Genomic DNA, 24,582 nt, shown 5'->3' with positions numbered 1-24,582 from the left:
GCGGCTTAGTGCTCGTGGTGATGACCGTGCGCGCCATGGGCGTGGCCATGACCGATTTCGTCTTCGGTGGCCGGGCGGACTTCAACCACCTTGGCGGCGAAGCGAATGGTCATGCCGGCCAGCGGGTGGTTGGCATCTACCACGGCCTTGCCGTCAGCGATGTCGGTGACACGGAACAGCAGGATTTCGCCGCTTTCCGGATCATCGGCTTCGAACATCATGCCGACTTCGACGTCGGTCGGGAACACGTCGAGGGCTTCGACGCGGATCAATTCTTCTTCCGGTTCGCCGAAGGCATCATCCGGCGCCAGCTTCACATCAACCGATTCGCCGACGTCCTTGCCATGCAGCGCTTCCTCAACCAGCGGGAAAATACCGTCATAGCCACCGTGCAGATAGCTGATCGGCTCTTCGGTCTTGTCGAGCAGGTTGTTGTCGGCGTCGAACATCTCGTAATGGATGGTCACGACAGTATTTTTGGCGATTTGCATGAAAGTGATCCGTGCAGGAGGTAAAAAGGCTTGACGGTGAGATGGCGGTCATCGGCCGACAAGATAGTGGCGCAAGTGTAGCGCGTTTGTCGGCATTGTAAACCATTCGGTGCGGGAAGCCGAATGACGTGCCGATTCTGACTTTATTGATTGGTTTCATTCCACCCGGAAGAGGGCAACACCAAGTTTGATTTCTGTCCGCCAGCGAATCCATCGTGAGCTTATTAGAAGGCGCTCACCCTTGCGGTGTCGCCTGATGGCAACACTTTGCGTGGATCGCGCTTTTCCAAAATACCACCGGCTATCGGGTGGGTTTTATGCCGAGGAAAAGGATTTACGCATATTTGGTCTTGGCATTCTCGTGAATTTGTAGCACAATAACAACAAAATCTGTTCGTAATTGCGCACGTCGGCGGTTCGAAAACGTTACGAAGGACCTCGTGTCCTCCGTTTTGACTGTATTGTTGCTTTGCAATAAACTTTAGTCGCATTCGTTGTATTTTTGGACGTATTGCACTCTATGCAGTCTTTTTTTTCGTGCTACAATTTGCGCACTGAAGGATTTTCAGCCGTTCCCATCGTTTAGATGGCTGCGATTAAACTGACGTCTTGTTCAACTTATCTTCAAAGGTAAAGAAAAAATGAAACAGTCGCTCCTCGTTGCTGCCCTGCTGGCTGTAGCTCTGACCGCTTGCGGTAAGAAAGACGAAGCTCCTGCTGCTGACGCATCCGCTCCGGCTGCTGCCTCCGCTCCGGCCGCTTCCGCTCCGGCTGCTTCCGCTCCGGAAGCCTCTGCACCGGCTGCTTCCGCTCCGGCTGCTTCCGCTGCTAAGTAAGCGGAACTTGAGTAGTAATAAAAAACCGGCTTCGAGCCGGTTTTTTATTTGCCTGGTGAAATCATCGGGTAAATAAAAAAGCCCACGAATTGTTCGTGGGCTTTTTTTGTGCCGACCGTCTTATTGCAGTTCGGCCTGCAGCTTGAGCAGCGCCGACTTGGCCGCGGCATCTTCCAGTACCTTGCCCTGCTTGTCGGTAATGGTGATGCTGGTGCTGCCCGGCGTGCTTTCCTTGACCCGGACCTGCATGTTGCCGTCGTCGCTGAGCAGCGGCTGCGGGGTGCTGCTGTGCCAGAAGGCCAGGCCGGACCAGAAGCCACCGCTGCTGTCCTTGTCCTTCTGATCCAGATCGCTCTTGGCCGGTTTGACAAAGTAGATGCCTTGCGAGCGGTCGCGGTCAGCGACCACCATGCCGACGCGGTCCAGGGCCAGGCCGACACGGCGCCAGGCGCGGTCGAAGCTGTCGCCGATGGTCAGGGTGCCATTGCTGATCGGATTGGTTTGCGCCTGAACCGGTGCAGTGACCTGCTTCAGTGTTGCCTTGGCCTGCTCTTCAGTCATGCCGAGGCGCATCATGAAGCGACCGAGCATTTCGGCTTCCAGCTCCGGATCGACGGGGCGCGGCTGCCAGACGGTCTGGGTCTTGTCCTTGTCGGAGTAGACCTCGTCCAGCCCGCGATGCGAGAAGTACACCTCGGTGCTGCCATTTTCGCCCTTTTCCAGGCGAATGCGGAACATGTCGCGTTGCGAGGTGGAGTAGATGCCGCCCAGGCCGACTTTGTCGAGCAGGACGCGGATGCCGTCGTTCGGCAGCTTGGCACGGTTTTCCGCCCAGTCGGTTTCCATCACGCCGATATCCGGCTCTTCCGTCTTGATCGTAAAGCCGCTGTCTTGCCAGAAGGCCTTGAGCAAGGGCCACAGCTGTGCCGGCGTCTTGTCGCCGACCACCAGCCAGCGCTGCGTGCCGGCGCGCATCATGCGGACCTTGTCGACGCTGGCCGCAACCGTGTTGTCGCTGGCCGTGCTGGCGGTGACGCCGGCCGGTGCCGCGGGTTTGGGCATCTGGCTGGCCGAGGCCGAGCCGCTGCCCGGGATCGAATACTTGTCCTGGGCTTGCGGCGCAGTCAGATCCGGCGGGACTTCCAGCCCGCTGTCGGCTGCTTTTGCGGGGACGACTGACTCGAAGTTGGCTTTCTGGCTAAGCGGTTCACTGGTGCTGCAACCTGCGATCAGGCCGGTTGCCAGCAGAATCGCGGCAGGCGCGGTTCGTTTCATGCGAGCTCCCATCTTGGGGTTAGATGACTTCAGCTTGTTTCATGGCGGCCTCGACCAGCACCTGGCTGGCTTCGGTCAGTGGCATCAGCGGCAGGCGGATGCCGTTTTCTATCAGTCCCAGCCTGCTCAGTGCCCATTTGCTGGGCGCCGGACTGGGCTCGATAAATAATCGGTGATGCAAGCCCTGCAGCATATCATTAGAGCTGCGCGCCAGGGGAATATCTCCAGCGATGGCGGCCTGTGTCATGCGACTCATCAGCGCCGGCGCCACATTGGCCGTGACGGAAATCACGCCGTGACCGCCGCACAGCAGATAGGCCAGCGAGGTGCTGTCCTCGCCGGAGTACAGGGCAAAGTCCTGCGGCGCGCGCCGTGTCAGGTCGCAGTGACGGGCAATGTTGCCGGTGGCGTCTTTGAGCCCGACGATATTGTCGATCTCGGCCAGCCGCAGCACCGTGTCATTGGCCAGGTCGGCCACCGTGCGTCCCGGAACGTTATAGAGCAGGACCGGGATGGAGACGGCTTCGGCCAGTGTGCGGAAGTGCTGGTACAGTCCTTCCTGCGAGGGCTTGTTGTAATAGGGCGCAACGGAAAGCAGCATGTCGGCACCGGTCTGCTGCATGGTGCGAGCCAGTTCCACGGCGTGGGCGGTGGCATTGCCCCCAGCGCCGGCAATGACGCTGACCCGGCCCGCCGCCTGCCGGACGACGGTTTCGACGACGGCGCGATGCTCGTCTGGCGTCAGGGTGGGGGATTCTCCGGTGGTGCCGACAGCCACGATGCCCGTGGTGCCATTTTCAATCTGAAACTCGACCAGGCGTTTCAGGGCCTCGAAATCGACCTGACCATCCTCCCGCATCGGGGTGACCAGCGCGACCAGACTACCAGTGAGCATAAATCTGCCTATATAGGTCTAGAAAGGTTAGTGCCCGATTGTAGCGGAATTCCCGTCGGCGTCGAAGGGCTGATTCTGAATTGTTATTTGCCCGGAAAGTGGGGCAAATGTGCTAGAATCCCACGTTTTTCCCGATACTTACGGCTAACAGGCTGAAGGATCCAAGCGTGATTACCACACAGAACATTACCATGCAGTTTGGCGCGAAACCGTTGTTCGAGAAGGTTTCGGTCAAATTTGGTGAAGGCAACCGTTATGGCCTCATTGGCGCCAACGGTAGCGGCAAGTCGACTTTCATGAAAATCCTCGGTGGCGATCTGGAGCAGACCAGCGGCGAAGTCGCCATCGAAACCGGGCTGCGTCTGGGCAAGCTGCGCCAGGACCAGTTTGCCTATGAAGACCAGCGCGTGATCGATGTGGTCATGATGGGGCATACCGAAATGTGGGCTGCGATGAGCGAACGTGACGCCATCTATGCCAATCTCGAGGCCACAGACGAAGACTACATGCATGCCGCCGAGCTGGAGGCGAAGTTTGCCGAGTATGGCGGCTATACCGCCGAAGCCCGTGCCGGCGAGCTGCTGATGGGGGTGGGCATTCCGGTTGAGCAACATACCGGTCCGATGAGCGAAGTGGCGCCGGGCTGGAAGCTGCGCGTGCTGCTGGCGCAGGCCCTGTTTGCCGATCCGGACATCCTGCTGCTCGACGAACCGACCAACAACCTGGACATCAACACCATTCGTTGGCTGGAGCATGTGCTCAACGAGCGCAACTCGACCATGATCATCATTTCGCACGACCGACACTTCCTGAACTCGGTCTGCACCCACATGGCCGACCTGGACTACAACACCATCCGCATCTATCCGGGCAATTACGATGACTACATGATCGCCTCGACCCAGGCGCGCGAACGTCAGCTGTCGTCCAATGCCAAGGCCAAGGAGCGTATCCAGGAACTGCAGGAATTCGTGGCCCGCTTCTCGGCCAACAAGTCCAAGGCCCGTCAGGCAACCTCGCGGTTGAAACAGGTCGACAAGCTCAAGGCCGACATGGTCGAAGTCAAGCCGTCTTCGCGCCAGAGCCCGTTCATCCGCTTCGAGGTCGAGGACAAGAACAAGCTGCACCGTCAGGCCGTGGAGCTGAGCGAAGTGTCGAAGTCCTTCGACAAGCCGCTGATCAACAAGCTCGACCTGATTCTGGAAGCCGGCCAGCGCCTGGCGATCATCGGCCCGAACGGCGCCGGCAAGTCGACGCTGGTCAAGATGCTGGCCAATGCCTTTGATGCTTCGCTGAGCGATGTGACCCCCGATCAGGGCAGCATCAAGTGGGCGGAAAAGGCGCAGATCGGCTACTACCCGCAGGATCACGAGAACGATTTCGACTCGGATCGCACCCTGTCCGAATGGATGCGCGACTGGGGCCAGGAGGGCGACGACGAGCAGGTGATCCGCGGGACGCTGGGGCGTCTGCTGTTCTCGGGCGATGACGTGACCAAGGCGGTCAAGGTGCTGTCCGGTGGTGAGAAAGGCCGCATGCTGTATGGCAAGATGATCCTGACCAAGCCGAATGTGCTGATCATGGACGAGCCGACCAACCACATGGACATGGAAACCATCGAGGCGCTCAACATGGCGCTGGAAAAATACAAGGGCACGCTGATTTTCGTGTCGCACGACCGTCAGTTCGTCGGCTCGCTGGCCACGCAGATTCTCGAGCTGGATGGCAATGGCGGGTATCAGCATTACATCGGTGAGTACGAAGACTACCTGGCCAGCCGCGGTCTGGAGTAAGCTTCATGCTTTGCAAAAACGGCCGCGCAAGCGGCCGTTTCTTTGTGCGCAATGCATCATTTTTGGTGACAGAATTAGGCTTTACCGTCCCAAAAGGCTGGTCTATAGTCAGTCTAGCGCTTTGTGCACTGCAATATCGTGGTTGCCACACCTGAGCAAATCAGGACCCAATAACAATAACGCTTTACTGGGAAACGACAGGTTTTGTGCCTGACGTTCGGAGAACACAGCCAAAGAAGGATGCACCATGAAATTACAAGGGAAAGTATCGATCATTACCGGCGCCGCCAGCGGCATCGGCAAGGCGACCGCGGAGAAATTCGTGCAGGAAGGCTCGATTGTCGCCGTCTGTGACGTCAATCTCGAAGCCGTCCAGGCGGTCGCCGAGTCGCTCAAGGCGGCCGGTGGTCAGGCCGTCGCCTACCGGGTCAATGTGACCGACAAGGCAGAAATCGCCAGCATGGTTGCCGACGTCAAGCAGCGCTTCGGCCGTATCGACGTGCTGGTGAATAATGCCGGTATCGTCAAGGATGCCCAACTGACCAAAATGACCGATGATCAGTTTGATCAGGTCATCGACATCAACCTCAAGGGGGTCTACAACTGCACCCGTGCCGTGGTGGACACCATGGTGGAGCAGGGCAGCGGGGTGATCCTCAATGCCTCGTCGGTGGTGGGCCTGTATGGCAACTTCGGCCAGACCAATTATGCCGCCACCAAGTTCGGTGTGATTGGCTTCGTCAAGACCTGGGCCAAGGAGCTGGGCAAGAAGGGCATTCGTGCCAACGCCGTATGCCCTGGCTTCGTCGCCACCCCCATCCTCAACGCCATGCCGGAAAAGGTCATCCAGGCCATGGAGGAGCGCGTGCCGATGCGCCGTCTGGCTCAGCCGTCCGAGATCGCCAATGTGTACGCCTTCCTGGCTTCCGATGACGCCAGCTACATCAACGGCGCAGCCATCGAGGTGACGGGCGGCCTGACGCTGTAAGCCATGGCATGAGAAAAAGGCGTGGAAGCGGGCTTCCACGCCTTTTTGGTTTCCGCTGCCGCAGCATCAGACCTCTTCGTCGTCCAGCTCATCCTCATGGGCGCTGGCCAGCAGGGCCGCTTCGACCTCGCGCCGGTGCAGGTGGGGGGCAAACAGCTCGATGAAGGTATAGGCAAAGCCGCGCAGGTAAGCGTCGCGGCGGATGCCCACCTTGGTGGTGGACGGTTCGAACAGATGGCTGGCATCAATGATGCGCAAGCCGGTATCGCGCTCCGGCTCGAAAGCCATATTGGCAATAATGCCGATCCCCAGCCCCAATCCGACATAGGTCTTGATCACGTCGGTGTCGATGGCGGTCAGTACCACCGTCGGCGTCAGCGACTGACTGGCAAAGGCCTTGTTGATTTTCGAGCGGCCGGTGAAGGCAAAGTCGTAGGTGATGATCGGATAGCGTGCAATGTCCTGCAGCGTGATCGGATGATCCAGCGCCAGCAGGGGGTGGCCTTCAGGGACCACCACACCACGATTCCATTCGTAGCAGGGCAGCATGGCCAGTTCCTTGTACAGCGCGATCCCTTCGGTGGCGAGCGCCAGGTCGGCTTCGCCGCTGATGACCATGTCGCAGATCTGGGTCGGGCTGCCTTGCTTGATCGACAGACGCACGGCCGGATAGCGCTGCATGAAGGCGGTGATGGTTGCCGGCAGGGCGTAGCGCGCCTGGGTGTGGGTCGTCGCCACGGTGAGTGAGCCTTCGGCCTCGCGCGAGAATTCATCGCCGACGCGTTTGAGGTTCTGGGCTTCGCGCAAAATGCGCTCGGAGATCTTCAGCACCTCCTTGCCAGGGTCGGAGACCGCGACTACCCGTTTGCCGTTGCGGATGAAGATCTGAATACCGAGTTCATCCTCCAGCAAGCGGATTTGTTTGCTGATGCCAGGTTGCGAGGTATGCAGTTTTTCTGCCGCCTCCGACACATTCAGACCCTGTTTGGCCACTTCCACCAGATAACGCAACTGCTGCAGCTTCATGCGGGAACCTTGTTGTTAAAACCAGGAGTAATTAAATACTAACACAATATTCTTTTAAGTTTATAGGTCGTTTGGGTAGCATGCATTGACTATAAAAGGTGAGAAAAACCGATGAGTTATCAGCAACGTCTGGCGGCGACCACGGCACGCCTGCAGGCCATCCAGGGCGCCCATGCGGCCGTGGTGCTGGCCAACAGTCTGGGGGCGGAGGATATGGTGCTGACCGATCTGATCGCCCGTCTGAATCTGCCTTTCGCCGTTTTCTGCCTGGATACCGGACGTTTGCCGGCCGAAACCTATCAGTTGCTGGATCGTTTGCCGCAGCACTACCCCGGGTTGCGTCTCAGGGTCTATTACCCGGATGCCGCTGCGCTGGGCGCGTGGGTCAGCGAGCATGGTGTCGATGCCTTCTATCGCAGCGTCGAACTGCGCAAGGCCTGCTGTGCCCTGCGCAAGGTCGAACCGCTCGGGCGGGCGCTGGCCGGCCAGCAGGCATGGATCACCGGCATGCGCCAGGCACAGTCAACGACTCGCAGCGATCTGCCGTTCGAGGCCTTCGACGAAGATCACGGGCTGATGAAGTACAACCCGCTGGCCGACTGGCAGGAAGCCGATGTCTGGCAATACCTGCGTGAGCATCAGGTGCCCTACAATCGCCTGCACGATCAGCACTATCCCTCCATTGGCTGTGCGCCCTGTACCCGGCCGATTGCCGTCGGCGAGGACCTGCGTGCCGGACGCTGGTGGTGGGAAAACCCCGAAACCAAAGAGTGCGGCCTGCATGTGCGCATCAAGCAGGTCTGACCATGTATCAATACAATGAAATCGATCAGCGCATCGTTGACGAGCGTGTGGCCCAGTTCCGCGACCAGACCGAGCGCTTTCTGGCCGGCGGGCTGAGCGAAGACGAATTCCGTCCGCTGCGATTGATGAACGGGCTGTACATCCAGCGCCATGCCCCCATGCTGCGGGTGGCGATTCCCTACGGCATCCTCTCGTCCAGGCAGTTGCGCAAACTGGCCGAGATTGCCCGTCGTTACGATCGCGGTTACGGCCATTTCACCACGCGGCAGAATATCCAGTTCAACTGGGTCGAGCTGGCTCAGGTGCCAGATATCCTGGCCGAACTGGCAACCGTGCAAATGCATGCGATCCAGACTTCCGGCAACTGCGTGCGCAACACCACGACCGATGCTTTCGCCGGCGTGGCGGCAGACGAAATCATTGATCCGCGTCCCTGGTGCGAGATCATCCGCCAGTGGAGCACCCTGCATTCCGAGTTCGCCTTCCTGCCGCGCAAATTCAAGATTGCCGTTTCCGGCAGCGTCGAAGACCGCGCCGCGACCCTGGTGCACGATATTGGTCTGACCGCCTGCCACGGCCCGGCCGGGGAGGTCGGTTTTCAGGTCGCTATCGGCGGCGGTCTGGGGCGTACGCCGATCATCGGCGATGTCATCAAGTCCTTTTTGCCCGCCCGGCATCTGCTGACCTATCTGGACGCTGTGCTGCGGGTGTACAACCGCTTTGGTCGTCGTGACAACAAGTACAAGGCGCGCATCAAGATCCTGGTCAAGGCCATGACGCCGGAGGGCTTTGCCGCCAAGGTGGAAGATGAGTGGCTGCACCTCAAAGAGGGGCCGGCGACGCTGACGCCGGAGCATGTCGCGCACTACGCTGCGTTTTTCACGGCACCGTCTTACGGCACGCCGCAGACGGGGGCATTCGATGCGGCACGCCAGGCAGACCCGGCCTTTGCCCGCTGGGTTGAGCGCAATACCCGTCCCCAGCGTCAGCCAGGCTACCGCAGCGTGATCCTGTCATTGAAAAAAACCGGCGTACCGCCGGGGGATATCACGGCCGGCCAGATGGAGGCCGTGGCGGATTGGGTCGATCGCTTTGCCTTCGGCGAAATCCGTGTGGCTCATGAGCAGAACCTGATTCTGCCGGACATGGCGGAAAGTCATCTGTACGAACTCTGGCAATTGGCACGCCAGCAAGGCTTTGCCACCCCCAATATCGGCTTGCTGACCGACATCATCTGCTGTCCCGGGGGCGATTTCTGCTCGTTGGCCAATGCCAAGTCCATCCCGATTGCTGCCGCCATCCAGGAGCGCTTTGATGACCTGGACTACCTGCATGATCTGGGGCCGCTGCAGCTGAACATGTCGGGGTGTATGAATGCCTGTGGCCATCACCACATCGGCAATATCGGGATCCTCGGTGTCGATAAGAATGGCGAGGAGTGGTACCAGATTCAGCTGGGGGGCAGCCAGGGCAAACAGGCCGCCATCGGCAAGGTGATTGGTCCTTCCTTTGCACGCGAGGCCATTCCGGATGTCATCGACAAGATCCTGCAAGTCTACGTCGAGCGGCGTCAGCCCGACGAAACCTTCCTCGAGGTCGTGCAGCGACTCGGGGCCGAGCCGTTCAAGGAGCGCGTGTATGCAAAACATCATTGATCGGCACGGTCTGCGTGAGGACCGCTGGGTCTTGCTGCGCCAGGAGGAGGACGGGCAGCTGCCGTCATCTGCGCCGGACGATGACATCATCGTGCCTTTGCCGGCCTGGCTATCGATGCAGAGTGAGCTGCTGGACCGTCCCGGACGGACCGCGGTCTGGCTCGCGCCCGATCATGAGCCGGGGCAGCTTCAACCTTCTCTCAATCTGTTAACGCTTATTGCCATTGACTTTCCCAGCTTTACCGATGGGCGCGGCTATAGCATTGCGCGCTTGTTGCGCGAACGATACAACTATGCAGGGGAACTTCGGGCGCTGGGCGATGTCTGGCAGGATCAGGTCCAGGCGTTGTGGCTGGTCGGCTTTGATAGCTTCGAAATCAAGCCAGGCAAGCCTTTGCCACAGGGTGGACTGGCAGGTGCGGCCTTCTCGGAGCATTACCAGACTAGCTTTCGGCAGCCGCAACCACTGTTTCGCAGATGCATCAGTCATGACTGATGTGTTGTAAATTTGTTACAATACTTGTGCGACATCTGGATAAGAAGTAGGTTCTAGCGCAACAGCTTGGCTTTTTTGCCTCAGCTGTGCTGTTGACATGGGATAGCCTGATTCCTATAGTGCCGATTAACTGCACAAACACAGCCGAAAGCAAGAGCCTGTTGTTTGCAGCCAAGCTTTACCTTGTGGGTCCCTGTACCTCACGCATGGGCCTGTAATTCAGATAAGAAAGAGGGAAAAACATGACTAAACAGCTGAAACTGAGCGCGCTGGTCGCTGCTCTGCTGGTTTCTGCAAGCGCCTTCGCTGCCAAGCCGGGCTATGCCGTTGACCAATCGACCGATGCCGTTGCCCGCAACAGCTACAACGAATGCTGGCACACCAACTACTTCGACAAGGCTACCGAAGGCCTGGTTGAGTGCGGCGACAAGGCTCCGGCTGCTGCCGTAGCTGCTGCTCCGGCTGCTGCGCCTGCCGTGACCCATGAAAAGGTGACCCTGTCCGCCAAGGTGCTGTTCGCCTTCGACAAGGCCGTGCTGCGTCCGGAAGCCAAGGATGTTCTGGACCCGCTGGTTAACCGCCTGAAGGGCGATGCCAACCTGAAGGGTGTTGCCGTCAATGGTTACACCGACTTCCTGGGCTCGGAAAAGTACAACCTGACCCTGTCGCAAAAGCGTGCTGACGCCGTCAAGGACTACTTCGTAGCCGGTGGCGTGCCGACCGACAAGGTTGTTGCCGTCGGCCAAGGCCCGGCCAACGCCTCGATGACCGAAGAGTGCTCGACCAAGTTCAAGTACAAGAAGGGTCATCGCGCTTCTGCCGCGCTGAAGGAATGCCTGGAAGCTGACCGTCGCGTTGAACTGGTGATCGACACCGTACAAACCGTCGGCAAGTAAGCACTGCCCGGTTTTGTCCGAACCGCCTGCCACCCTGTGGCCGGCGGTTTTGTTTTTTGTTGCACCATGCCAGGGTTCGTGGCTGGACGCTCGCTAGTACTGGCGGCTACAATCGGACGTTTCGGTATGCAATCAGAGCCCGCACATGCAGGTATTTTTCGGAGATCCGCGACGCTTCTCCCTGTCGCCATGTGCGTTGACCATCGGCAATTTCGACGGTGTGCACCATGGGCATCAGAAGATGCTGCAACGCCTGCGCCTTGAGGCCGATGCCCGTCATCTGCCCACGGCGCTCCTGACGTTTGAACCGCACCCGCGCGAATTTTTTGCCCGTGGCGAGCCGACCGCGCGCCTGTCGACCATGCGCGACAAGCTGCGCCGTCTGCGTGAGCTGGGTTTGCTCGACTATGTGTTCGTATTCCGCTTCAATCACGGGTTTTCGCGCATGCCGGCGCAGGACTTCGTTCAGCATGTGCTGCACGAGCAACTCAAGGCGCGTTATCTGCTGATTGGCGACGATTTCCAGTTCGGTGCCGATCGGCGCGGCGATTTTGCCCTGCTGTCGTCGACCCCGGGCCTGGTCACCGAGGCGATGCCCTCGGTGCTGGTGGAGGGGGAGCGTGCCTCCAGCTCGCTGGTCAGGCAGCGCCTGGCCGCCGGTGACCTGACCGGCGCCGAGGCCCTGCTGGGACATCCTTACCAGCTGTCCGGCCGGGTGATCCACGGCAAGAAGCTGGGGCGTACCATTGGTTTTCCGACCGCCAACGTGCATTTGCCGCATCGCCGCCCAGCCCTGGAAGGCGTGTTCGTGGTCGAGGTGGAGACCGAAGCCGGGCGCCTGGGCGGGGTGGCCAGTCTGGGCAAGAACCCGACGGTGACCACCAGCCAGAACTACAAGCTGGAAGTCCATCTGTTTGATTTCAGCGGTGATCTGTATGGTCGCCGCATCGTGGTACGTTTTCTGAAAAAATTGCGCGATGAAGCGCGCTATGACGATCTTTCCGCACTGGTGGCCCAGATTGAACGGGATGCCAGCAGTGCCAAAGCCTATTTGACCAGTTTGCAACGAGAGCAGGCATGAGCATCGATTACCGTAAAACCGTCAATCTTCTGGACACCCCCTTTGCCATGCGTGGTGACCTGGCCAAACGCGAGCCGGCCTGGGTCAAGCGCTGGCAGGACAGCCGCCGTTATGAAAAGCTGCGCCAGCTGTGTGCCGGCCGGCCGAAGTTCATCCTGCATGACGGCCCTCCCTATGCCAACAATGACATTCACCTGGGGCATGCGGTCAACAAGGTGCTCAAGGACCTGATCATCCGTTCACGTACCCTGGCCGGTTTCGACGCCCCCTATGTGCCCGGCTGGGACTGCCACGGCCTGCCGATCGAACTGATGGTGGAAAAGCTGCATGGCAAGGCCATCCCGGCCGCCAAGTTCCGCGAACTGTGCCGCGAGTACGCCAAGGAGCAGGTGGCGCGCCAGAAGAAGGGCTTCATCCGCCTGGGCATCCTCGGTGACTGGGAGAATCCCTACCTGACGATGGACTTCAAGACCGAAGCCGACATCGTGCGCACCCTGGGCAAGATTCACGACAACGGCTTCCTCAACAAGGGCGAGAAGCCGGTGCACTGGTGTATCGAGTGCGGCTCGTCGCTGGCCGAAGCCGAGGTCGAGTACGAAGACAAGGTCTCGCCGGCCATTGATGTCGGTTTCAAGGTACTGGACAGCGACAGGCTGGCCAGCATTTTCGGCCTGAACGCCCCGGTCGGACAGGCCATGGCCGTCATCTGGACCACCACGCCGTGGACCTTGCCGGCCAACCTGGCGGTGTCGGTCAATCCCACGCTCACCTACCAGTTGCTGGATACCCCGAAGGGCTTGCTGATCCTGGCCAAGGAGCTGGCCGAGTCCACGCTGCAGCGCTATGGCGTCGACAGCCACCGCGTGCTGGGCGAGGCACAGGGCGAGGCGCTTGAGCTGCTGCCCCTGCAGCACCCGTTCTATGACCGTCAGGTGCCGGTGATTTGCGGCAACCACGTGACCACCGAGGCGGGTACCGGTCTGGTACATACCGCCCCGGCGCATGGTCTGGATGACTATATCGTCGGTCAGGCTTACAAGCTGGGCATCGACAACCCGGTGGCCGACGATGGCCGCTATAAGTCGACCACCGAGCTGTTTGCCGGTCTGCTGGTGTGGGATGCCAACCCGAAGGTCATCGAAGTGCTGGCCGAGCGCGGCGCACTGATCCATCAGGCCAAGCTGTCGCACAGCTACCCGCACTGCTGGCGCCACAAGACGCCGATCATCTTCCGTGCCACGCCGCAATGGTTCATCAGCATGGACCGCCCCGGCCACGGCGGCGAAACCCTGCGCGACATCAGCCAGCGTGCGGTCGATGCCACCGAGTTCTTCCCGGCCTGGGGCCGCGCACGGCTGGACGCCATGATCAAGAACAGCCCGGACTGGTGTGTCTCGCGTCAGCGTAACTGGGGCGTGCCGATGACCTTCTTCGTGCACAAGGAAAGTGGCGAGCTGCATCCGCGTTCGGCCCAGCTGCTGGAAGAGGTGGCGCTGCGCATCGAGCAGCAGGGTATCGAGGCCTGGTTCAGCCTGGATGCACGCGAGCTGCTGGGTGAAGAGGCCGACCAGTATCGCAAGCTCAGCGACACGCTGGACGTCTGGTTTGACTCCGGTTCGACGCACTTTGCCGTGCTCAAGCAGCGCCCCGAGCTCGCCTGGCCCGCCGACCTGTATCTGGAAGGCTCGGACCAGCATCGCGGCTGGTTCCAGTCTTCGCTCAAGACCGGTTGCGCCACCATCGGTCGTGCGCCGTACAAGCAGCTGCTGACCCATGGCTTCACCGTCGACGACAAGGGCTACAAGATGTCCAAGTCGCGCGGCAACGGCATTGCGCCGGAAGAAATCTGCAGCTCCCTGGGCGCCGACATCCTGCGTCTGTGGATTGCCAGTGCCGACTATTCCGGCGACATGGCCCTGTCGCAGGAGATTCTCAAGCGCACCACGGAAAGCTACCGCCGCCTGCGCAATACCCTGCGCTTCCTGCTGGCCAACCTGTCCGACTTCGATCCGATCGACCACGCCGTGCCGTTCGAACGCATGCTGGAGCTGGACCGCTACGCACTGGTGATGGCCAAGGAACTGCAGGAGAAGGTTGCCGGCGAGCATTACGCCCGCTATGCCTTCCACCATGCCATGCAGGAGATCGTGGTCTATTGCGCCGAAGATCTGGGCGCCTTCTACCTCGACGTGCTGAAAGACCGTCTGTATACCACGGCCGCCGATTCGCCGGCTCGTCGCTCGGCCCAGACGGCGCTGTATCACATCACCCGCTCGCTGCTGTTGCTGCTGTCGCCGGTGCTGTGCTTTACCGCCGACGAGGCCTGGGAAGTCTTTACCGGTAACGAGGAAGACTCGACCCTGTTCCACACCTGGCACGAGTTCCCGTTGCCGGACGCCGAGACCGAGGCTGCGCTGGCGGCCAAGTGGCAGGTGATCCGCAACCTGCGCGCCGAAGTGAACAAGGAGATCGAAGTGCTGCGTGCCGGTGAGCAGCTGGGCTCCTCGCTGCAGGCCGAAATCGATATCGAAGCCGACGACAGCCTGTTCCCGCTCCTGGCCAGCCTGGGCGACGACCTGAAGTACGTGCTGATCGTGTCGCGCGTCGGTGTCAGCCAGGGCGATGCCACGCGTATCCGCGTGACGCCGTCCACCCATGGCAAGTGCGAGCGCTGCTGGCACTATCGTGCCGATGTCGGCAGCCATGGCGAGCACCCCACCCTGTGCGGTCGCTGCGTCAGCAATCTGGCGGGGCAGGGCGAGGGCCGGCAGCATGCATGAGTTTCGTCGCTGGCCATGGTTCGCCATGGCCCTGCTGATCATTGTGCTCGATCAGCTGGCCAAGCTGTATTTCAACGGGACCTACCAATACGGTGAGAGCCGTGCGGTGATCCCGGGCTTGTTCAGCTTCACGCTGATCTACAATCCCGGTGCGGCCTTCAGCTTTCTGGCCGATGCCGGCGGCTGGCAAAAGCATTTGTTCAGCGTGCTGGCCTTTGCCGTGTCCGGCTGGCTGGGCTGGAACCTCTTGCAGGGGCGTTTCTCCTGTCTGATGCGCTGGGCCGCCGCCTTCATCATGGGCGGGGCACTGGGGAATGTGATCGATCGCATGGTCTACGGCCATGTGGTCGACTTCATCCAGATTTACTATCGTCACTGGTACTATCCGGCCTTCAATCTGGCGGACTCCTTCATTTGCGTCGGTGCGGCGCTGATGGTGCTCGACAGCCTGAAAAAGCCGGCCCGCTGATCCTGCCGGTTCGCCCCGGCGAACCGGACTGGCCGTTTTCTCCGTTTACCTGAAGGACAAGACCCGATGAACAAGACCATCATGCTGGCCAACCCGCGCGGCTTCTGCGCCGGGGTCGATCGGGCCATTGCCATTGTCGAGCGCGCCATCGAGCTGTATGGCGCACCGATCTACGTGCGCCATGAAGTGGTGCACAACCGCTTTGTGGTGGAGCAGCTGCGCGACAAGGGGGCCATCTTCATCGAGGCGCTGGACGATGTGCCGCAGGGGGCCATTCTGATCTACTCGGCGCATGGCGTGCCGCAGTCGGTGCGGCAACAGGCCGAGGCTCGCGGGCTGCAGGTTTACGATGCCACCTGCCCGCTGGTGACCAAGGTCCATGTCGAGGTCAAGCGCATGCACAAGGCCGGTATGGAGATCATCATGATCGGTCACGCCGGTCATCCGGAGGTGGAGGGCACCATGGGCCAGGTCGAGGATCGCATGTATCTGGTGGAGAGCCTGGAGGATGTCGGCAAGCTGGTGGTGAACAACCCGGAACAGCTGGCCTTCGTCTCGCAGACCACACTGTCGGTGGATGAAACCCGCGACATCATTGCCGCCCTGCAGGCCCGTTTCCCTGCCATTGCCAGCCCGAAGAAGGATGATATCTGCTATGCCACGCAGAACCGGCAGGATGCGGTCAAGAGCCTGGCGGACAGCTGTGATCTGGTGATCGTGGTCGGTTCGCCCAACAGCTCCAACTCCAATCGCCTGCGTGAAGTGGCCGCCCTCAAGGGGGTGGATGCCTGGATGGTGGACAATGCCTCCCAGTTGCAGGAAAGCTGGTTCGCGGGCAAGCAGCGCATTGGTGTGACGGCTGGTGCTTCTGCACCGGAGGTGCTGGTTCAGGCGGTCATTGAGCGCATCCGCGAGCTGGGCGCCAGCGAGGTCGCCGAGCTGCCCGGTGTCGAGGAGCACACCACCTTCGCTTTGCCGCCTGGGCTGCGCGTCGCCCAGTCCTGAGCATTCCGTTTCGGCATTCATCAAGCCCGGCCCCGGCCGGGCTTGATTGTCTTCATGTTGTGCTATTTCTCGCCTGAAGGCATGATGTGATCACTACCCGTATATTGTTGAACAATCCCCTTCGGGGGCCAGACACTCTCGCGGAATAATGCAATGCCAAGCCCAGCCTCCTATCACGTCAGCCCGTCTGAATCCTTGATCATCCGTCAGGCCTCGCCTTATGAGTTTGCCTCGGTCGTGCGACTGTACGACGAGGGTGGCTACGATGGCCGTTATCAGGCCTCCGATTTCCTCCTGCTGGCCATCATGGGGCATGAAACCGTCGGGGTGGTGCGACTGGTGAAAGAGCAGGGCTATACCCTGCTGCGCGGCCTGTATATCGGCAAACACTGGCGCGGTCGCGGCATTGGCCGCCAGCTGCTGGCGGCGGCCACCGGCTATCTGACCGACCCCTGTTACTGCCTGACCCAGAGTACGCTGATTCCCCTGTTTGCTGCGCAAGGCTTCATCCCGTGCAGCGACGACATCGTACCGCCCTTTCTGCTGGAGCGGCGCCATCGCTATGGCTGGACCGGCAAGACCTACCACATTCTTTACCGCCCCGACTGATGGCCTGCTGACGGGGAGCCGTCCGGCTCCCTATTGAAAACCCGCCCGCACGCCCCTATCTGCGCTCTATCGTTGACCAACCCTGAATAACCGATATGAGCGCACAGAAAGAAACCCTGGGCTTTCAGACTGAAGTCAAGCAACTGCTCCATCTGATGATCCACTCCTTGTATTCCAACAAGGAGATCTTCCTGCGAGAACTCATCTCCAATGCCTCCGATGCCGCCGACAAGCTGCGCTTCGAGTCGATGAGCCATCCAGAGCTGCTGGAAGACGATGGCGAGCTGAAGATTCGCGTTACCTTCGACCCGGCTGCCCGTACCCTGACCATTACCGACAACGGTATCGGTATGAGCCGTGATGAAGTGATCGAAAACATTGGCACCATTGCCCGCTCCGGCACGCGCAAGTTCTTCGATGCCCTGACCGGCGATGCGCAAAAGGATGCCAATCTGATCGGCCAGTTCGGCGTCGGCTTCTATTCGGCTTTCATCGTGGCGGACAAGGTCACGCTCAGCACCCGGCGCGCAGGTGCCGCCAGTGGCGAAGGCGTTCGCTGGGAGTCCACCGGCCAGGGCGATTACACACTGGAAACCATCGAGCGCACCGCGCGCGGTACCGAGGTGGTGCTGCATCTGAAGGAGGGTGAGGACGAGTTCCTCAACGACTGGCGCCTGCGTCATATCGTGCGCACCTACTCCGATCACATCTCGCTGCCGATTGAGATGAAAACCGTCAGCGAAGCCGAAGAGGGGGCCGAAGCCGCCGAACCGGCCTTCGAGGCGGTCAATCAGGCTTCCGCCCTGTGGGCACGCGCCAAGAGCGAGATCAGCGACGAGCAATACAAAGAGTTTTACAAGCACATTGCCCATGATTTCACCGACCCGCTGGCCTGGAGCCACGCCCGGGTCGAAGGCCGTCAGGAATACACCGAGCTGCTCTACATCCCGTCACGGGCTCCGTTTGACCTGTATGACCGCGAGCGCAAGCAGGGTGTGAAGCTGTATGTGCGCCGTGTGTTCATCATGGAAGATACCGAAAAGCTGATGCCGCATTACCTGCGCTTCGTGCGCGGGGTGATCGACTCCAGCGATCTGCCGCTCAATGTGTCGCGGGAAATCCTCCAGCAGTCGCGTGATATCGACGCCATTCGTGCCGGCTGCGTCAAGAAGGTGCTCGGCATGCTGGAAGACCTGGCGCAGAACGACGCCGTTAAATATGCCAGCTTCTGGCAGGAATTCGGCCAGGTGCTGAAAGAGGGCGTGGGCGAAGATTTTGCCAACAAGGATCGTCTGGCCAAGCTGCTGCGCTTCCACTCCACGGCCAGCGAGGGCGATACCGCCAGTGTTTCGCTGGCGGACTACGTAGGCCGCATGAAGGAAGGTCAGGAGAAGATCTACTTCATTACCGCTGAAAGCCTGGCTGCCGCCAGGAACAGCCCGCACCTCGAAGTGTTCCGCAAGAAGGGTATTGAAGTCCTGCTGCTGGCGGATCGTGTGGATGAGTGGGTCAGCAGCAATCTGCATGAATTCGAAGGCAAGAAGCTGCAGTCGGTCGCCAAGGGCGAACTCGACCTTGGCGCGCTGGAAGATGATGCCGACAAGGCCGCACAGCAGAAGGCCGAAGAGAGCGCCAAACCGGTGCTGGGCCGCATTACCGCCGCGCTGGGCGACAAGGTCAGGGAAGTCCGTGCCACCGCACGTCTGACCGACAGCCCGGCCTGCCTGGTGGTTGGCGAGCATGACATGAGCGCCCACCTGGAGCGTTTGCTGAAGTCGGTTGGCCAGAATGTACCGGAGAACAAGCCGGTGCTGGAGATCAACCCGGAGCACATGCTGGTGCAGCGGCTGAATGCCGAGCAGGATGAGGCGCGTGCCGCCGATCTGGCGCATGTGCTGTACGACCAGGCGCTGCTGGCCGAAGGCGGCAAGCTGGACGATCCGGCCAGCTTCGTCAAGCGCATCAACCGGCTGATGCTGGAGTTGTCTGCCTGATTACCCCAAGGACCTCGACAAGACGTCCCCCTGTGCCCCCTGAATTCAGGGGGCACTTTTTTTGCGCCGGGAACGGACCAAAAAAAGACGACGCCGAAGGCGTCGTCTCTGTCTGTTGCGGGCCGACGTTGTCGGGCAATGATGGTTCAGACCGTCGGGGGCTGGGTGTCGATGAAGGACTGGCGGGCTTCCAGCTTCTGGTGCAGGGCATCCAGATTGGGGTAGTCCTGTTTCCAGCTGATCTGCGGGAAACGGAAGGCCAGGTAGGCCAGGCAGCAGCCGACGGCAATATCGGCCAGGCTATAGCCATCGCCATGGCACCAGGGACGTTCACCCAGATCGGTCGACAGCGCCTGCAGACCACGGGCAATCTTGCCGTACTGGCGTTCGATCCATTCCGGGCTCTGCTGGGCTGCCGGGCGTTTTTGCTCCAGGAAGACCGTCACAGCGGCATCGATGATGCCATCGGCCAGTGCTTCCCAGCGCTTGGCCAGGATCAGCTGACGATGACCGTCCGGCAGCAGGCGCTGAACCGGCGAGACATTATCCAGGTACTCGACGATGACGCGGGAGTCATACAGCGCCATGCCGTCATCCAGCTCCAGCACCGGTACTTTGCCCAGCGGGTTGTAGTCCGGGACCTTGCTGTCGGCCTCCCAGGGGATGTCGACTTCCAGGGGACAGTCGATTTTCTTTTCTGCCAGAACGATGCGCACCTTGCGGGCGTAGGGGCTGGTGAGCGAAGCAATCAGTTTCATAGGATGGTTCAAACCGGGTTGGTGATCCGTCTGGAGTAGCGGAGCGTGGCCATCACTTTAGCGCATGCGCCGCTGCTCCGGAAGAGCCCGCCTCTCGGCTTACTTCAAATCCAGCTTGCCGCTGACCTGCAATTGCAGCATGGACGTCCCTGCCTGCCAGTCCGGGGCGGCGACGGATTCGGGGCCGATATTGGCACGCTTGGCCATCATGGCCATCATCGGACGCGGGGCGTTGCCATTATTACCGATGCTCAGCTCTCGCACGCTGACTTGGCTCTTGCCCAGCGCACCGGCGGCGACTTTGGCCGTCGCCTGCAACTGGGCGATGGCCTCGGGCAGCATTTGCTGCTCGATGCGCTTGCGTGCCTGTTCCGAGACACTGAAATCGACATTGCCCAGCAGCATGGATTGCTGCAGGCGTGCCACCAGCTGGGCAGTCTGTACGAAGTCGCCGCTACGCAGATGGATCTCCGACCGGCCTTGCCAGCCCTTGATCTGGTTGTTCTTGTCGTACTGCGGCCAGGTGCTGTAGTTGCCGCTGCTGGCCTGAACGGCGCCATAGCTGCGCGCCACCGCCATGGCGGCGGCGGTCTTGCGGTTCAGGCTGTCGGCGAGAGCCGCCGGCTGGGCCTGGCTTTCCTGCACGTACAGCGTGACATCCAGCTGGTCGTTGGCGACTTCGCGCTGGCTGGACGCCGTCAGCTCGAGCTGGGTGGTATTGTCCTCGGCCAGTGCCGGCAGGGTGGCCGCCAGCAGCAGGGTTCCGCCAATCAGGGCATGCATGGGTTTCATGGTCTCTCGCAATGACAGGAATAAACTGCATGGACAAAAAAATGACGGGATCGTTCATTCGATCCCGTCCTTAATTTAACTGCATGGTGTGCGGCGGATCAAGCCAGGTATTCGTAGCCCGGCAGGGTCAGGAATTCGACGAAGTTGTCCGAGGTGGTCAGCATGTCGAACATATTGACCGCATCTTCGTACTGGCGTGTCCAGCGGCTACCGTATTCGCTCTTGAGTTTGGCCACTTCATCAGCCTGCAGCTGGCGGAACAGTTCGACCGTCACCTTGCGGCCATCCTCCAGAACCCCCTTGGGCGAGCGGATCCACTGCCAGATCTGCGAACGCGAGATCTCGGCGGTGGCCGCGTCTTCCATCAGGTTGTGAATCGGCACGCAACCATTGCCGGAAATCCACGAGCCCAGATACTGGATGCCGACATTGATGTTCATGCGCAGGCCGGCCTCGGTAATCGGGGTTTCCGGCTGGAAGTTGATCAGGTCGGCCGCGCTGACCTCGACGTCCGGACGTTGCTTGTCGATCTGGTTCGGGCGATCCCCCAATACTGCGGTGAAGGCCTCCAGCGCGATCGGTACCAGACCCGGGTGGGCAATCCAGCCACCATCGTAGCCGTCACTGGCATCCCGGTCTTTGTCCGCCTTCACCCCCGCCAGGGCCTTTTCATTGGCCACCGGATCATTCTTGATCGGAATCAGCGCCGCCATGCCCCCGATGGCCGGCGCGTTGCGGCGATGGCAGGTCTTGAGCAGCAACAGGCTGTAGGCCCGCATGAACGGCACGGTCATGGTGATCTGACCGCGGTTGGCCAGGCAGAAGTCGCGATTGTTCTTGAACTTCTTGATGCAGCTGAAAATGTAGTCCCAGCGTCCGGCATTCAGCCCCGAACTGTGTTCGCGCAGCTCATACAGGATTTCATCCATCTCGAAGGCGGCCAGGATGGTTTCGATCAGCACCGTGGCCTTGATGGTGCCTTGCGGGACGCCGAGGGCCTTCTGCGCCACGACAAAGATGTCGTTCCACAGACGGGCTTCCAGATGGCTCTCCATCTTCGGCAGATAGTAGTACGTGGCCGAGCCGTTGGCTGTCAGGTAGTGAATGTTGTGGAAGAAGGACAGGGCAAAGTCGAAGATCGCCCCGCTCACCTGCTGACCATCCACCGTGACGTGCTTTTCCATCAGATGCCAGCCGCGCGGCCGCAGGATCAGCGTCGCGATCGTGTCGTTGAGGCGATAGGCCTTGCCTTCCGGGCTGGTCCAGGCAATGGTCTTGCGATAGGCATCACGCACATTGATCTGGCCGCGGATCTGGTTTTCCCAGCTCGGGCAGTTCGAATCTTCGAAGTCGGCCATGAAGCTCTTGGCGCCCGAATTGAGCGCATTGATCATCATCTTGCGCTCGACCGGACCGGTGATTTCCGCGCGACGATCCAGCAGGTCCTTGGGCAGCGGCGCAATTTTCCAGTCCCCGGCACGCACGGCGGCCGTTTCCGGCAGGAAGTCCGGCAGGCGGCCCGCGTCCAGCTCGGCCTGGCGAGTCACACGCGCGGCCATCAACTCGCGGCGTCGCGGCTCGAACTGACGGTGCAGGGCGGCGACCAGAGCGAGCGCGTCTTCGCTCAGGATGGTTTCGAACTCGTCCAGGATGGGTGCGCTGATGGCGACACCCTGCGGCAATTGAATCGACATGATGTTTCTTCCCCGTGTGTGTACTGATTATGCCAAACAGTTTAGTGACGACAACATGAGTTAAAAAGACCTAAAATGACATAACATCTTTTACTTTTTGGTAGGTAATGGACCGGGCGACTCAGGGAATCTGATTGATCTCCAGCTCGAAATCCGGCCAGGGGGCGGTGGCCGGATCCTGTGCCGGCGAATCGGCCAGGCAGAGGAGGAGCAATAATGCGGCAACCATGATCATGACTCCTGAGTGATGAGTTCCTCATCATTGATCCGTCCGGTACAAACGCCAACCCGTCAGACAGGCAGTGAGTGCGATGGATAATCTCAAGCAGCTGGAAAGTTTTGTGGCGGTGGTCAAGCACGGCAGCCTGTCGGCCGCAGCGCGCAGTGAGGGCGTGGTGCCTGCTGTGATGGGGCGCCGGCTGGATGCGCTGGAAGAGCGGCTGGGGGCGCGCCTGCTGGTACGCACGACCCGCAGCCTGTCGCTGACCCAGGAGGGGAGTGCTTTTTACGAGGATTGCCTGCGCATCCTCGCCGAGTTGAACGAGGCCGAGGCGGCCGTGGCCTCCGGCAGTGCCCGGGCGCGCGGCCATCTGCGCATCAGCGCCCCGGCCGGCTTTGGACGCCGTCATGTGGCACCCCATGCCGCGGCGTTTCAGCAGGCCAACCCCGACATCAAGCTGACGCTGGATCTTTCCGATAGAATCGTCGACCTGTTGCGTGACCCCATCGACTGTGCCATCCGCATCAGCGATCTGTCCGACTCCAGTCTGGTGGCGCTGCGGCTGGCGCAGAACCGCCGCGTGGTGGTGGCCGCGCCGGCCTATCTGGCTCAGCATGGTATTCCGCGCTCTCTGGAGGATCTGTCACGGCATGCCTGCCTGACGCTGGGCGAGAGTCAGAGCCGTGGCTGGCGCTTCGTGGTCGAGGGCGAAATGATCAACCTGCGCGTTTCCGGCATGCTGGAGTGCAACGATGGTGCGGTCCTGCATGACTGGGCGCTGCAGGGGCGAGGGCTGGCCTGGCGTTCGCTGTGGGAGGTCAAGGATGACCTGTCGGAGGGACGTCTGGTCAGTGTGCTGGATCATTTTTCTTCACCGGATTACCCGGTGTATGCCGTGGTGCCGCAACGCAAGTTTCTGCCCCAGCGGGTGCGCCATTTCATCGACTATCTCAAAGCTGTCTATGCCCGGACCGGCTACTGGGATTAAGTCTGCCGGCTGGTCGGCGGGCCGTCCGCCGCGACATCCATCTCTACAAGGAGTGAGCGTTTGAAACGATATGCACTATTTGTCGTGCTGGCCTTGCTGGCCGGCCGGATCTTTGCCGCCGAACCGGGCTACCGGCTCGACTGTCTGCCGGACAATGCACCGCCCGGTCTGGCAGACAATATTCGCATGCGACTGGATCTGCATGGCTGGCGCGAGGTGAAGCAGGGCAGTGACTACCTGCTGTGTTTCAGGCTGGAGGAGCGGCAGCAGATCATCACCGAACCCGGGCCTGCCTACGGACCGTACTGGGCGCCGCCGGTTTCGCGCGTTGTGCGCATTCCGGTCCTGGTCCTGCGTGCCGACAGCCATACCCAGCCAGGCTGGCAAGGTCGGCAGGATCTGGACGGAGACGTGGATATGGAGGAGGCGGTACGACGGCTGATCGACCAGTTGCCGCTGTAAATCTGTCGCCTGACGGGCCTTGGTGGGTGAATTGTCTTTTGCAGCGCATGAAACTATTCTTATGACGAATTGGTCGATGCATTATTTGCATTAAGTCAAGTCGTGCCGGTTGTCGCGCGCGTAGACTGAGTGCAATCAAAATTTTAGGCTCATCGAGGATTCATCATGCGTTTGCGACCCTACCAACCCGGAGAGGAACCCAAGCTCTGGGACCTTTATCAGCGCCTGGGCAAGACCGGGCAAACCGAGCAGCAATGGCTGGCCAGACTGCGCGTCAGCGAGCCGTTCGTCGTCGAGTACGGTGATCAGGTGATTGGCTATGCCAACCTGGATGGCGAAGGGGTGATCGACCACTTCTTCGTGCGTGAAAGCTGGCAGGGCCGGGGTATCGGCACCCTGCTGATGGAGCGGGTTCATCGCCATGCCGCCAGCCATGGCCTGCGTACCCTGACTGCGCTGGTTTGCCGTGAATCACAACCGTTCTTTGCTCGCTGGGGCTTCCTGCCCGAGCCGGGCCCGGATCTGGGTGAAAACCACTTCATGCGCAAGACGCTATCGTGATGACAACGGCCCGC

At 60.5% G+C, this 24,582-nt stretch carries 22 protein-coding genes; 15 read left to right on the top strand and 7 right to left on the bottom strand.

Annotated elements, in window-relative coordinates; translation table 11 throughout:
* Positions 1-5: 5 nt before the first annotated feature.
* The 3 genes from AACH39_RS07705 to dapA all read right to left on the bottom strand — a co-directional run bounded on the left by AACH39_RS07705 (position 6) and on the right by dapA (position 3,497).
* Positions 6-491 (bottom strand): peptidylprolyl isomerase, encoded by a 486-nt coding sequence (locus tag AACH39_RS07705; RefSeq protein WP_215781283.1) that lies wholly within the window; start codon positions 489-491, stop codon positions 6-8.
* A gap of 956 nt (positions 492-1,447) precedes the next feature.
* A complete protein-coding gene (gene bamC / locus AACH39_RS07700) occupies positions 1,448-2,602 on the bottom strand; it encodes an outer membrane protein assembly factor BamC (protein WP_338621222.1) in 1,155 nt (384 codons plus the stop codon).
* 19 nt (positions 2,603-2,621) lie between these two features.
* Complete coding sequence (dapA, locus tag AACH39_RS07695) at positions 2,622-3,497, bottom strand: 4-hydroxy-tetrahydrodipicolinate synthase (protein ID WP_215781288.1); 876 nt, start codon at positions 3,495-3,497, stop codon at positions 2,622-2,624.
* A 167-nt stretch (positions 3,498-3,664) separates the two neighbouring features.
* Here dapA and AACH39_RS07690 point away from each other — a divergent pair, with 167 nt between their 5' ends.
* Both AACH39_RS07690 and fabG read left to right on the top strand, forming a co-directional pair.
* On the top strand, positions 3,665-5,290 hold the full coding sequence (locus tag AACH39_RS07690) for an ABC-F family ATPase (RefSeq protein ID WP_215781291.1): 1,626 nt from the start codon (positions 3,665-3,667) through the stop codon (positions 5,288-5,290).
* A gap of 247 nt (positions 5,291-5,537) precedes the next feature.
* Positions 5,538-6,278 (top strand): 3-oxoacyl-ACP reductase FabG, encoded by a 741-nt coding sequence (gene fabG, locus AACH39_RS07685; RefSeq protein WP_215781293.1) that lies wholly within the window; start codon positions 5,538-5,540, stop codon positions 6,276-6,278.
* 66 nt (positions 6,279-6,344) lie between these two features.
* Here the strand turns inward: fabG and cysB are convergent, their stop codons facing one another.
* Positions 6,345-7,304: an HTH-type transcriptional regulator CysB gene (gene cysB, locus AACH39_RS07680; RefSeq protein WP_215781304.1), complete on the bottom strand. Its 960-nt coding sequence runs from the start codon at positions 7,302-7,304 to the stop codon at positions 6,345-6,347.
* Between the two features lie 111 nt (positions 7,305-7,415).
* On the opposite strand from cysB, the gene AACH39_RS07675 reads away from it, so the two are divergent.
* From AACH39_RS07675 to htpG, 10 genes are all read left to right on the top strand, one after another.
* The gene (locus AACH39_RS07675) at positions 7,416-8,108 is read left to right on the top strand and encodes a phosphoadenylyl-sulfate reductase (RefSeq protein ID WP_215781306.1); all 693 of its coding nucleotides are present in this window, start codon (positions 7,416-7,418) and stop codon (positions 8,106-8,108) included.
* 2 nt (positions 8,109-8,110) lie between these two features.
* Positions 8,111-9,763 (top strand): nitrite/sulfite reductase, encoded by a 1,653-nt coding sequence (locus AACH39_RS07670; RefSeq protein ID WP_338621221.1) that lies wholly within the window; start codon positions 8,111-8,113, stop codon positions 9,761-9,763.
* A complete protein-coding gene (locus AACH39_RS07665; protein WP_215781310.1) occupies positions 9,747-10,259 on the top strand; it encodes a DUF934 domain-containing protein in 513 nt (170 codons plus the stop codon). Before AACH39_RS07670 ends, AACH39_RS07665 begins: the two co-directional genes overlap by 17 nt.
* Positions 10,260-10,501: 242 nt before the next feature.
* On the top strand, positions 10,502-11,155 hold the full coding sequence (locus AACH39_RS07660) for an OmpA family protein (RefSeq protein ID WP_215781313.1): 654 nt from the start codon (positions 10,502-10,504) through the stop codon (positions 11,153-11,155).
* Positions 11,156-11,300: 145 nt separating this feature from the next.
* Positions 11,301-12,236 carry a bifunctional riboflavin kinase/FAD synthetase gene (locus AACH39_RS07655; protein ID WP_215781315.1) on the top strand — a complete coding sequence of 312 codons (936 nt, stop codon included), beginning with the start codon at positions 11,301-11,303 and terminating at the stop codon, positions 12,234-12,236.
* On the top strand, positions 12,233-15,016 hold the full coding sequence (gene ileS / locus AACH39_RS07650; protein ID WP_215781317.1) for an isoleucine--tRNA ligase: 2,784 nt from the start codon (positions 12,233-12,235) through the stop codon (positions 15,014-15,016). Before AACH39_RS07655 ends, ileS begins: the two co-directional genes overlap by 4 nt.
* Positions 15,009-15,485 (top strand): signal peptidase II, encoded by a 477-nt coding sequence (lspA, locus tag AACH39_RS07645; protein WP_338621220.1) that lies wholly within the window; start codon positions 15,009-15,011, stop codon positions 15,483-15,485. Before ileS ends, lspA begins: the two co-directional genes overlap by 8 nt.
* 66 nt (positions 15,486-15,551) lie before the next feature.
* The gene (ispH, locus tag AACH39_RS07640; RefSeq protein WP_215781321.1) at positions 15,552-16,490 is read left to right on the top strand and encodes a 4-hydroxy-3-methylbut-2-enyl diphosphate reductase; all 939 of its coding nucleotides are present in this window, start codon (positions 15,552-15,554) and stop codon (positions 16,488-16,490) included.
* Between the two features lie 153 nt (positions 16,491-16,643).
* Entirely contained in the window at positions 16,644-17,099 is a 456-nt protein-coding gene (locus tag AACH39_RS07635; RefSeq protein ID WP_215781324.1) for a GNAT family N-acetyltransferase, read from the top strand.
* Positions 17,100-17,194: 95 nt separating this feature from the next.
* On the top strand, positions 17,195-19,093 hold the full coding sequence (gene htpG, locus AACH39_RS07630; RefSeq protein ID WP_338621219.1) for a molecular chaperone HtpG: 1,899 nt from the start codon (positions 17,195-17,197) through the stop codon (positions 19,091-19,093).
* 146 nt (positions 19,094-19,239) lie between these two features.
* Here the strand turns inward: htpG and AACH39_RS07625 are convergent, their stop codons facing one another.
* The 3 genes from AACH39_RS07625 to aceB all read right to left on the bottom strand — a co-directional run bounded on the left by AACH39_RS07625 (position 19,240) and on the right by aceB (position 22,337).
* Positions 19,240-19,851, bottom strand: a complete 612-nt coding sequence (locus tag AACH39_RS07625; RefSeq protein ID WP_215781328.1) for a glutathione S-transferase — start codon at positions 19,849-19,851, stop codon at positions 19,240-19,242.
* A 99-nt stretch (positions 19,852-19,950) separates the two neighbouring features.
* Positions 19,951-20,643, bottom strand: coding sequence for an SIMPL domain-containing protein (locus AACH39_RS07620; protein ID WP_338621218.1), 693 nt, complete (start codon positions 20,641-20,643; stop codon positions 19,951-19,953).
* Between the two features lie 98 nt (positions 20,644-20,741).
* On the bottom strand, positions 20,742-22,337 hold the full coding sequence (gene aceB, locus AACH39_RS07615) for a malate synthase A (RefSeq protein ID WP_215781333.1): 1,596 nt from the start codon (positions 22,335-22,337) through the stop codon (positions 20,742-20,744).
* Positions 22,338-22,648: 311 nt separating this feature from the next.
* Between aceB and AACH39_RS07610 the strand changes: the two genes are divergently transcribed.
* The 3 genes from AACH39_RS07610 (at position 22,649) to AACH39_RS07600 (ending at position 24,568) form a co-directional block, all read left to right on the top strand.
* Positions 22,649-23,545 (top strand): LysR family transcriptional regulator, encoded by an 897-nt coding sequence (locus AACH39_RS07610; protein WP_215781335.1) that lies wholly within the window; start codon positions 22,649-22,651, stop codon positions 23,543-23,545.
* 60 nt (positions 23,546-23,605) lie between these two features.
* Positions 23,606-24,007, top strand: coding sequence for a hypothetical protein (locus tag AACH39_RS07605; protein WP_338621217.1), 402 nt, complete (start codon positions 23,606-23,608; stop codon positions 24,005-24,007).
* A gap of 165 nt (positions 24,008-24,172) precedes the next feature.
* Positions 24,173-24,568: a GNAT family N-acetyltransferase gene (locus AACH39_RS07600; protein ID WP_215781339.1), complete on the top strand. Its 396-nt coding sequence runs from the start codon at positions 24,173-24,175 to the stop codon at positions 24,566-24,568.
* Positions 24,569-24,582 lie beyond the last annotated feature (14 nt).

The organism is Paludibacterium flexuosum, from assembly GCF_037076605.1.
Lineage (GTDB): Bacteria > Pseudomonadota > Gammaproteobacteria > Burkholderiales > Chromobacteriaceae > Paludibacterium.
The sequence above is the reverse complement of the archived record's forward strand: the minus strand, read 5'-3'. Positions and strand labels throughout refer to the sequence as shown.

Excerpts from the sequence above, each read along its gene's own strand:
- AACH39_RS07705 (WP_215781283.1), bottom strand. The coding sequence starts at position 491 with ATGCAAATCGCCAAAAATACTGTCGTGACCATCCATTACGAGATGTTC.
- bamC (WP_338621222.1), bottom strand. The coding sequence starts at position 2,602 with ATGAAACGAACCGCGCCTGCCGCGATTCTGCTGGCAACCGGCCTGATC.
- dapA (WP_215781288.1), bottom strand. The coding sequence starts at position 3,497 with ATGCTCACTGGTAGTCTGGTCGCGCTGGTCACCCCGATGCGGGAGGAT.
- fabG (WP_215781293.1), top strand. The coding sequence starts at position 5,538 with ATGAAATTACAAGGGAAAGTATCGATCATTACCGGCGCCGCCAGCGGC.
- cysB (WP_215781304.1), bottom strand. The coding sequence starts at position 7,304 with ATGAAGCTGCAGCAGTTGCGTTATCTGGTGGAAGTGGCCAAACAGGGT.
- AACH39_RS07675 (WP_215781306.1), top strand. The coding sequence starts at position 7,416 with ATGAGTTATCAGCAACGTCTGGCGGCGACCACGGCACGCCTGCAGGCC.
- AACH39_RS07670 (WP_338621221.1), top strand. The coding sequence starts at position 8,111 with ATGTATCAATACAATGAAATCGATCAGCGCATCGTTGACGAGCGTGTG.
- AACH39_RS07665 (WP_215781310.1), top strand. The coding sequence starts at position 9,747 with ATGCAAAACATCATTGATCGGCACGGTCTGCGTGAGGACCGCTGGGTC.
- AACH39_RS07660 (WP_215781313.1), top strand. The coding sequence starts at position 10,502 with ATGACTAAACAGCTGAAACTGAGCGCGCTGGTCGCTGCTCTGCTGGTT.
- AACH39_RS07655 (WP_215781315.1), top strand. The coding sequence starts at position 11,301 with ATGCAGGTATTTTTCGGAGATCCGCGACGCTTCTCCCTGTCGCCATGT.
- ileS (WP_215781317.1), top strand. The coding sequence starts at position 12,233 with ATGAGCATCGATTACCGTAAAACCGTCAATCTTCTGGACACCCCCTTT.
- lspA (WP_338621220.1), top strand. The coding sequence starts at position 15,009 with ATGCATGAGTTTCGTCGCTGGCCATGGTTCGCCATGGCCCTGCTGATC.
- ispH (WP_215781321.1), top strand. The coding sequence starts at position 15,552 with ATGAACAAGACCATCATGCTGGCCAACCCGCGCGGCTTCTGCGCCGGG.
- AACH39_RS07635 (WP_215781324.1), top strand. The coding sequence starts at position 16,644 with ATGCCAAGCCCAGCCTCCTATCACGTCAGCCCGTCTGAATCCTTGATC.
- htpG (WP_338621219.1), top strand. The coding sequence starts at position 17,195 with ATGAGCGCACAGAAAGAAACCCTGGGCTTTCAGACTGAAGTCAAGCAA.
- AACH39_RS07625 (WP_215781328.1), bottom strand. The coding sequence starts at position 19,851 with ATGAAACTGATTGCTTCGCTCACCAGCCCCTACGCCCGCAAGGTGCGC.
- AACH39_RS07620 (WP_338621218.1), bottom strand. The coding sequence starts at position 20,643 with ATGAAACCCATGCATGCCCTGATTGGCGGAACCCTGCTGCTGGCGGCC.
- aceB (WP_215781333.1), bottom strand. The coding sequence starts at position 22,337 with ATGTCGATTCAATTGCCGCAGGGTGTCGCCATCAGCGCACCCATCCTG.
- AACH39_RS07610 (WP_215781335.1), top strand. The coding sequence starts at position 22,649 with ATGGATAATCTCAAGCAGCTGGAAAGTTTTGTGGCGGTGGTCAAGCAC.
- AACH39_RS07600 (WP_215781339.1), top strand. The coding sequence starts at position 24,173 with ATGCGTTTGCGACCCTACCAACCCGGAGAGGAACCCAAGCTCTGGGAC.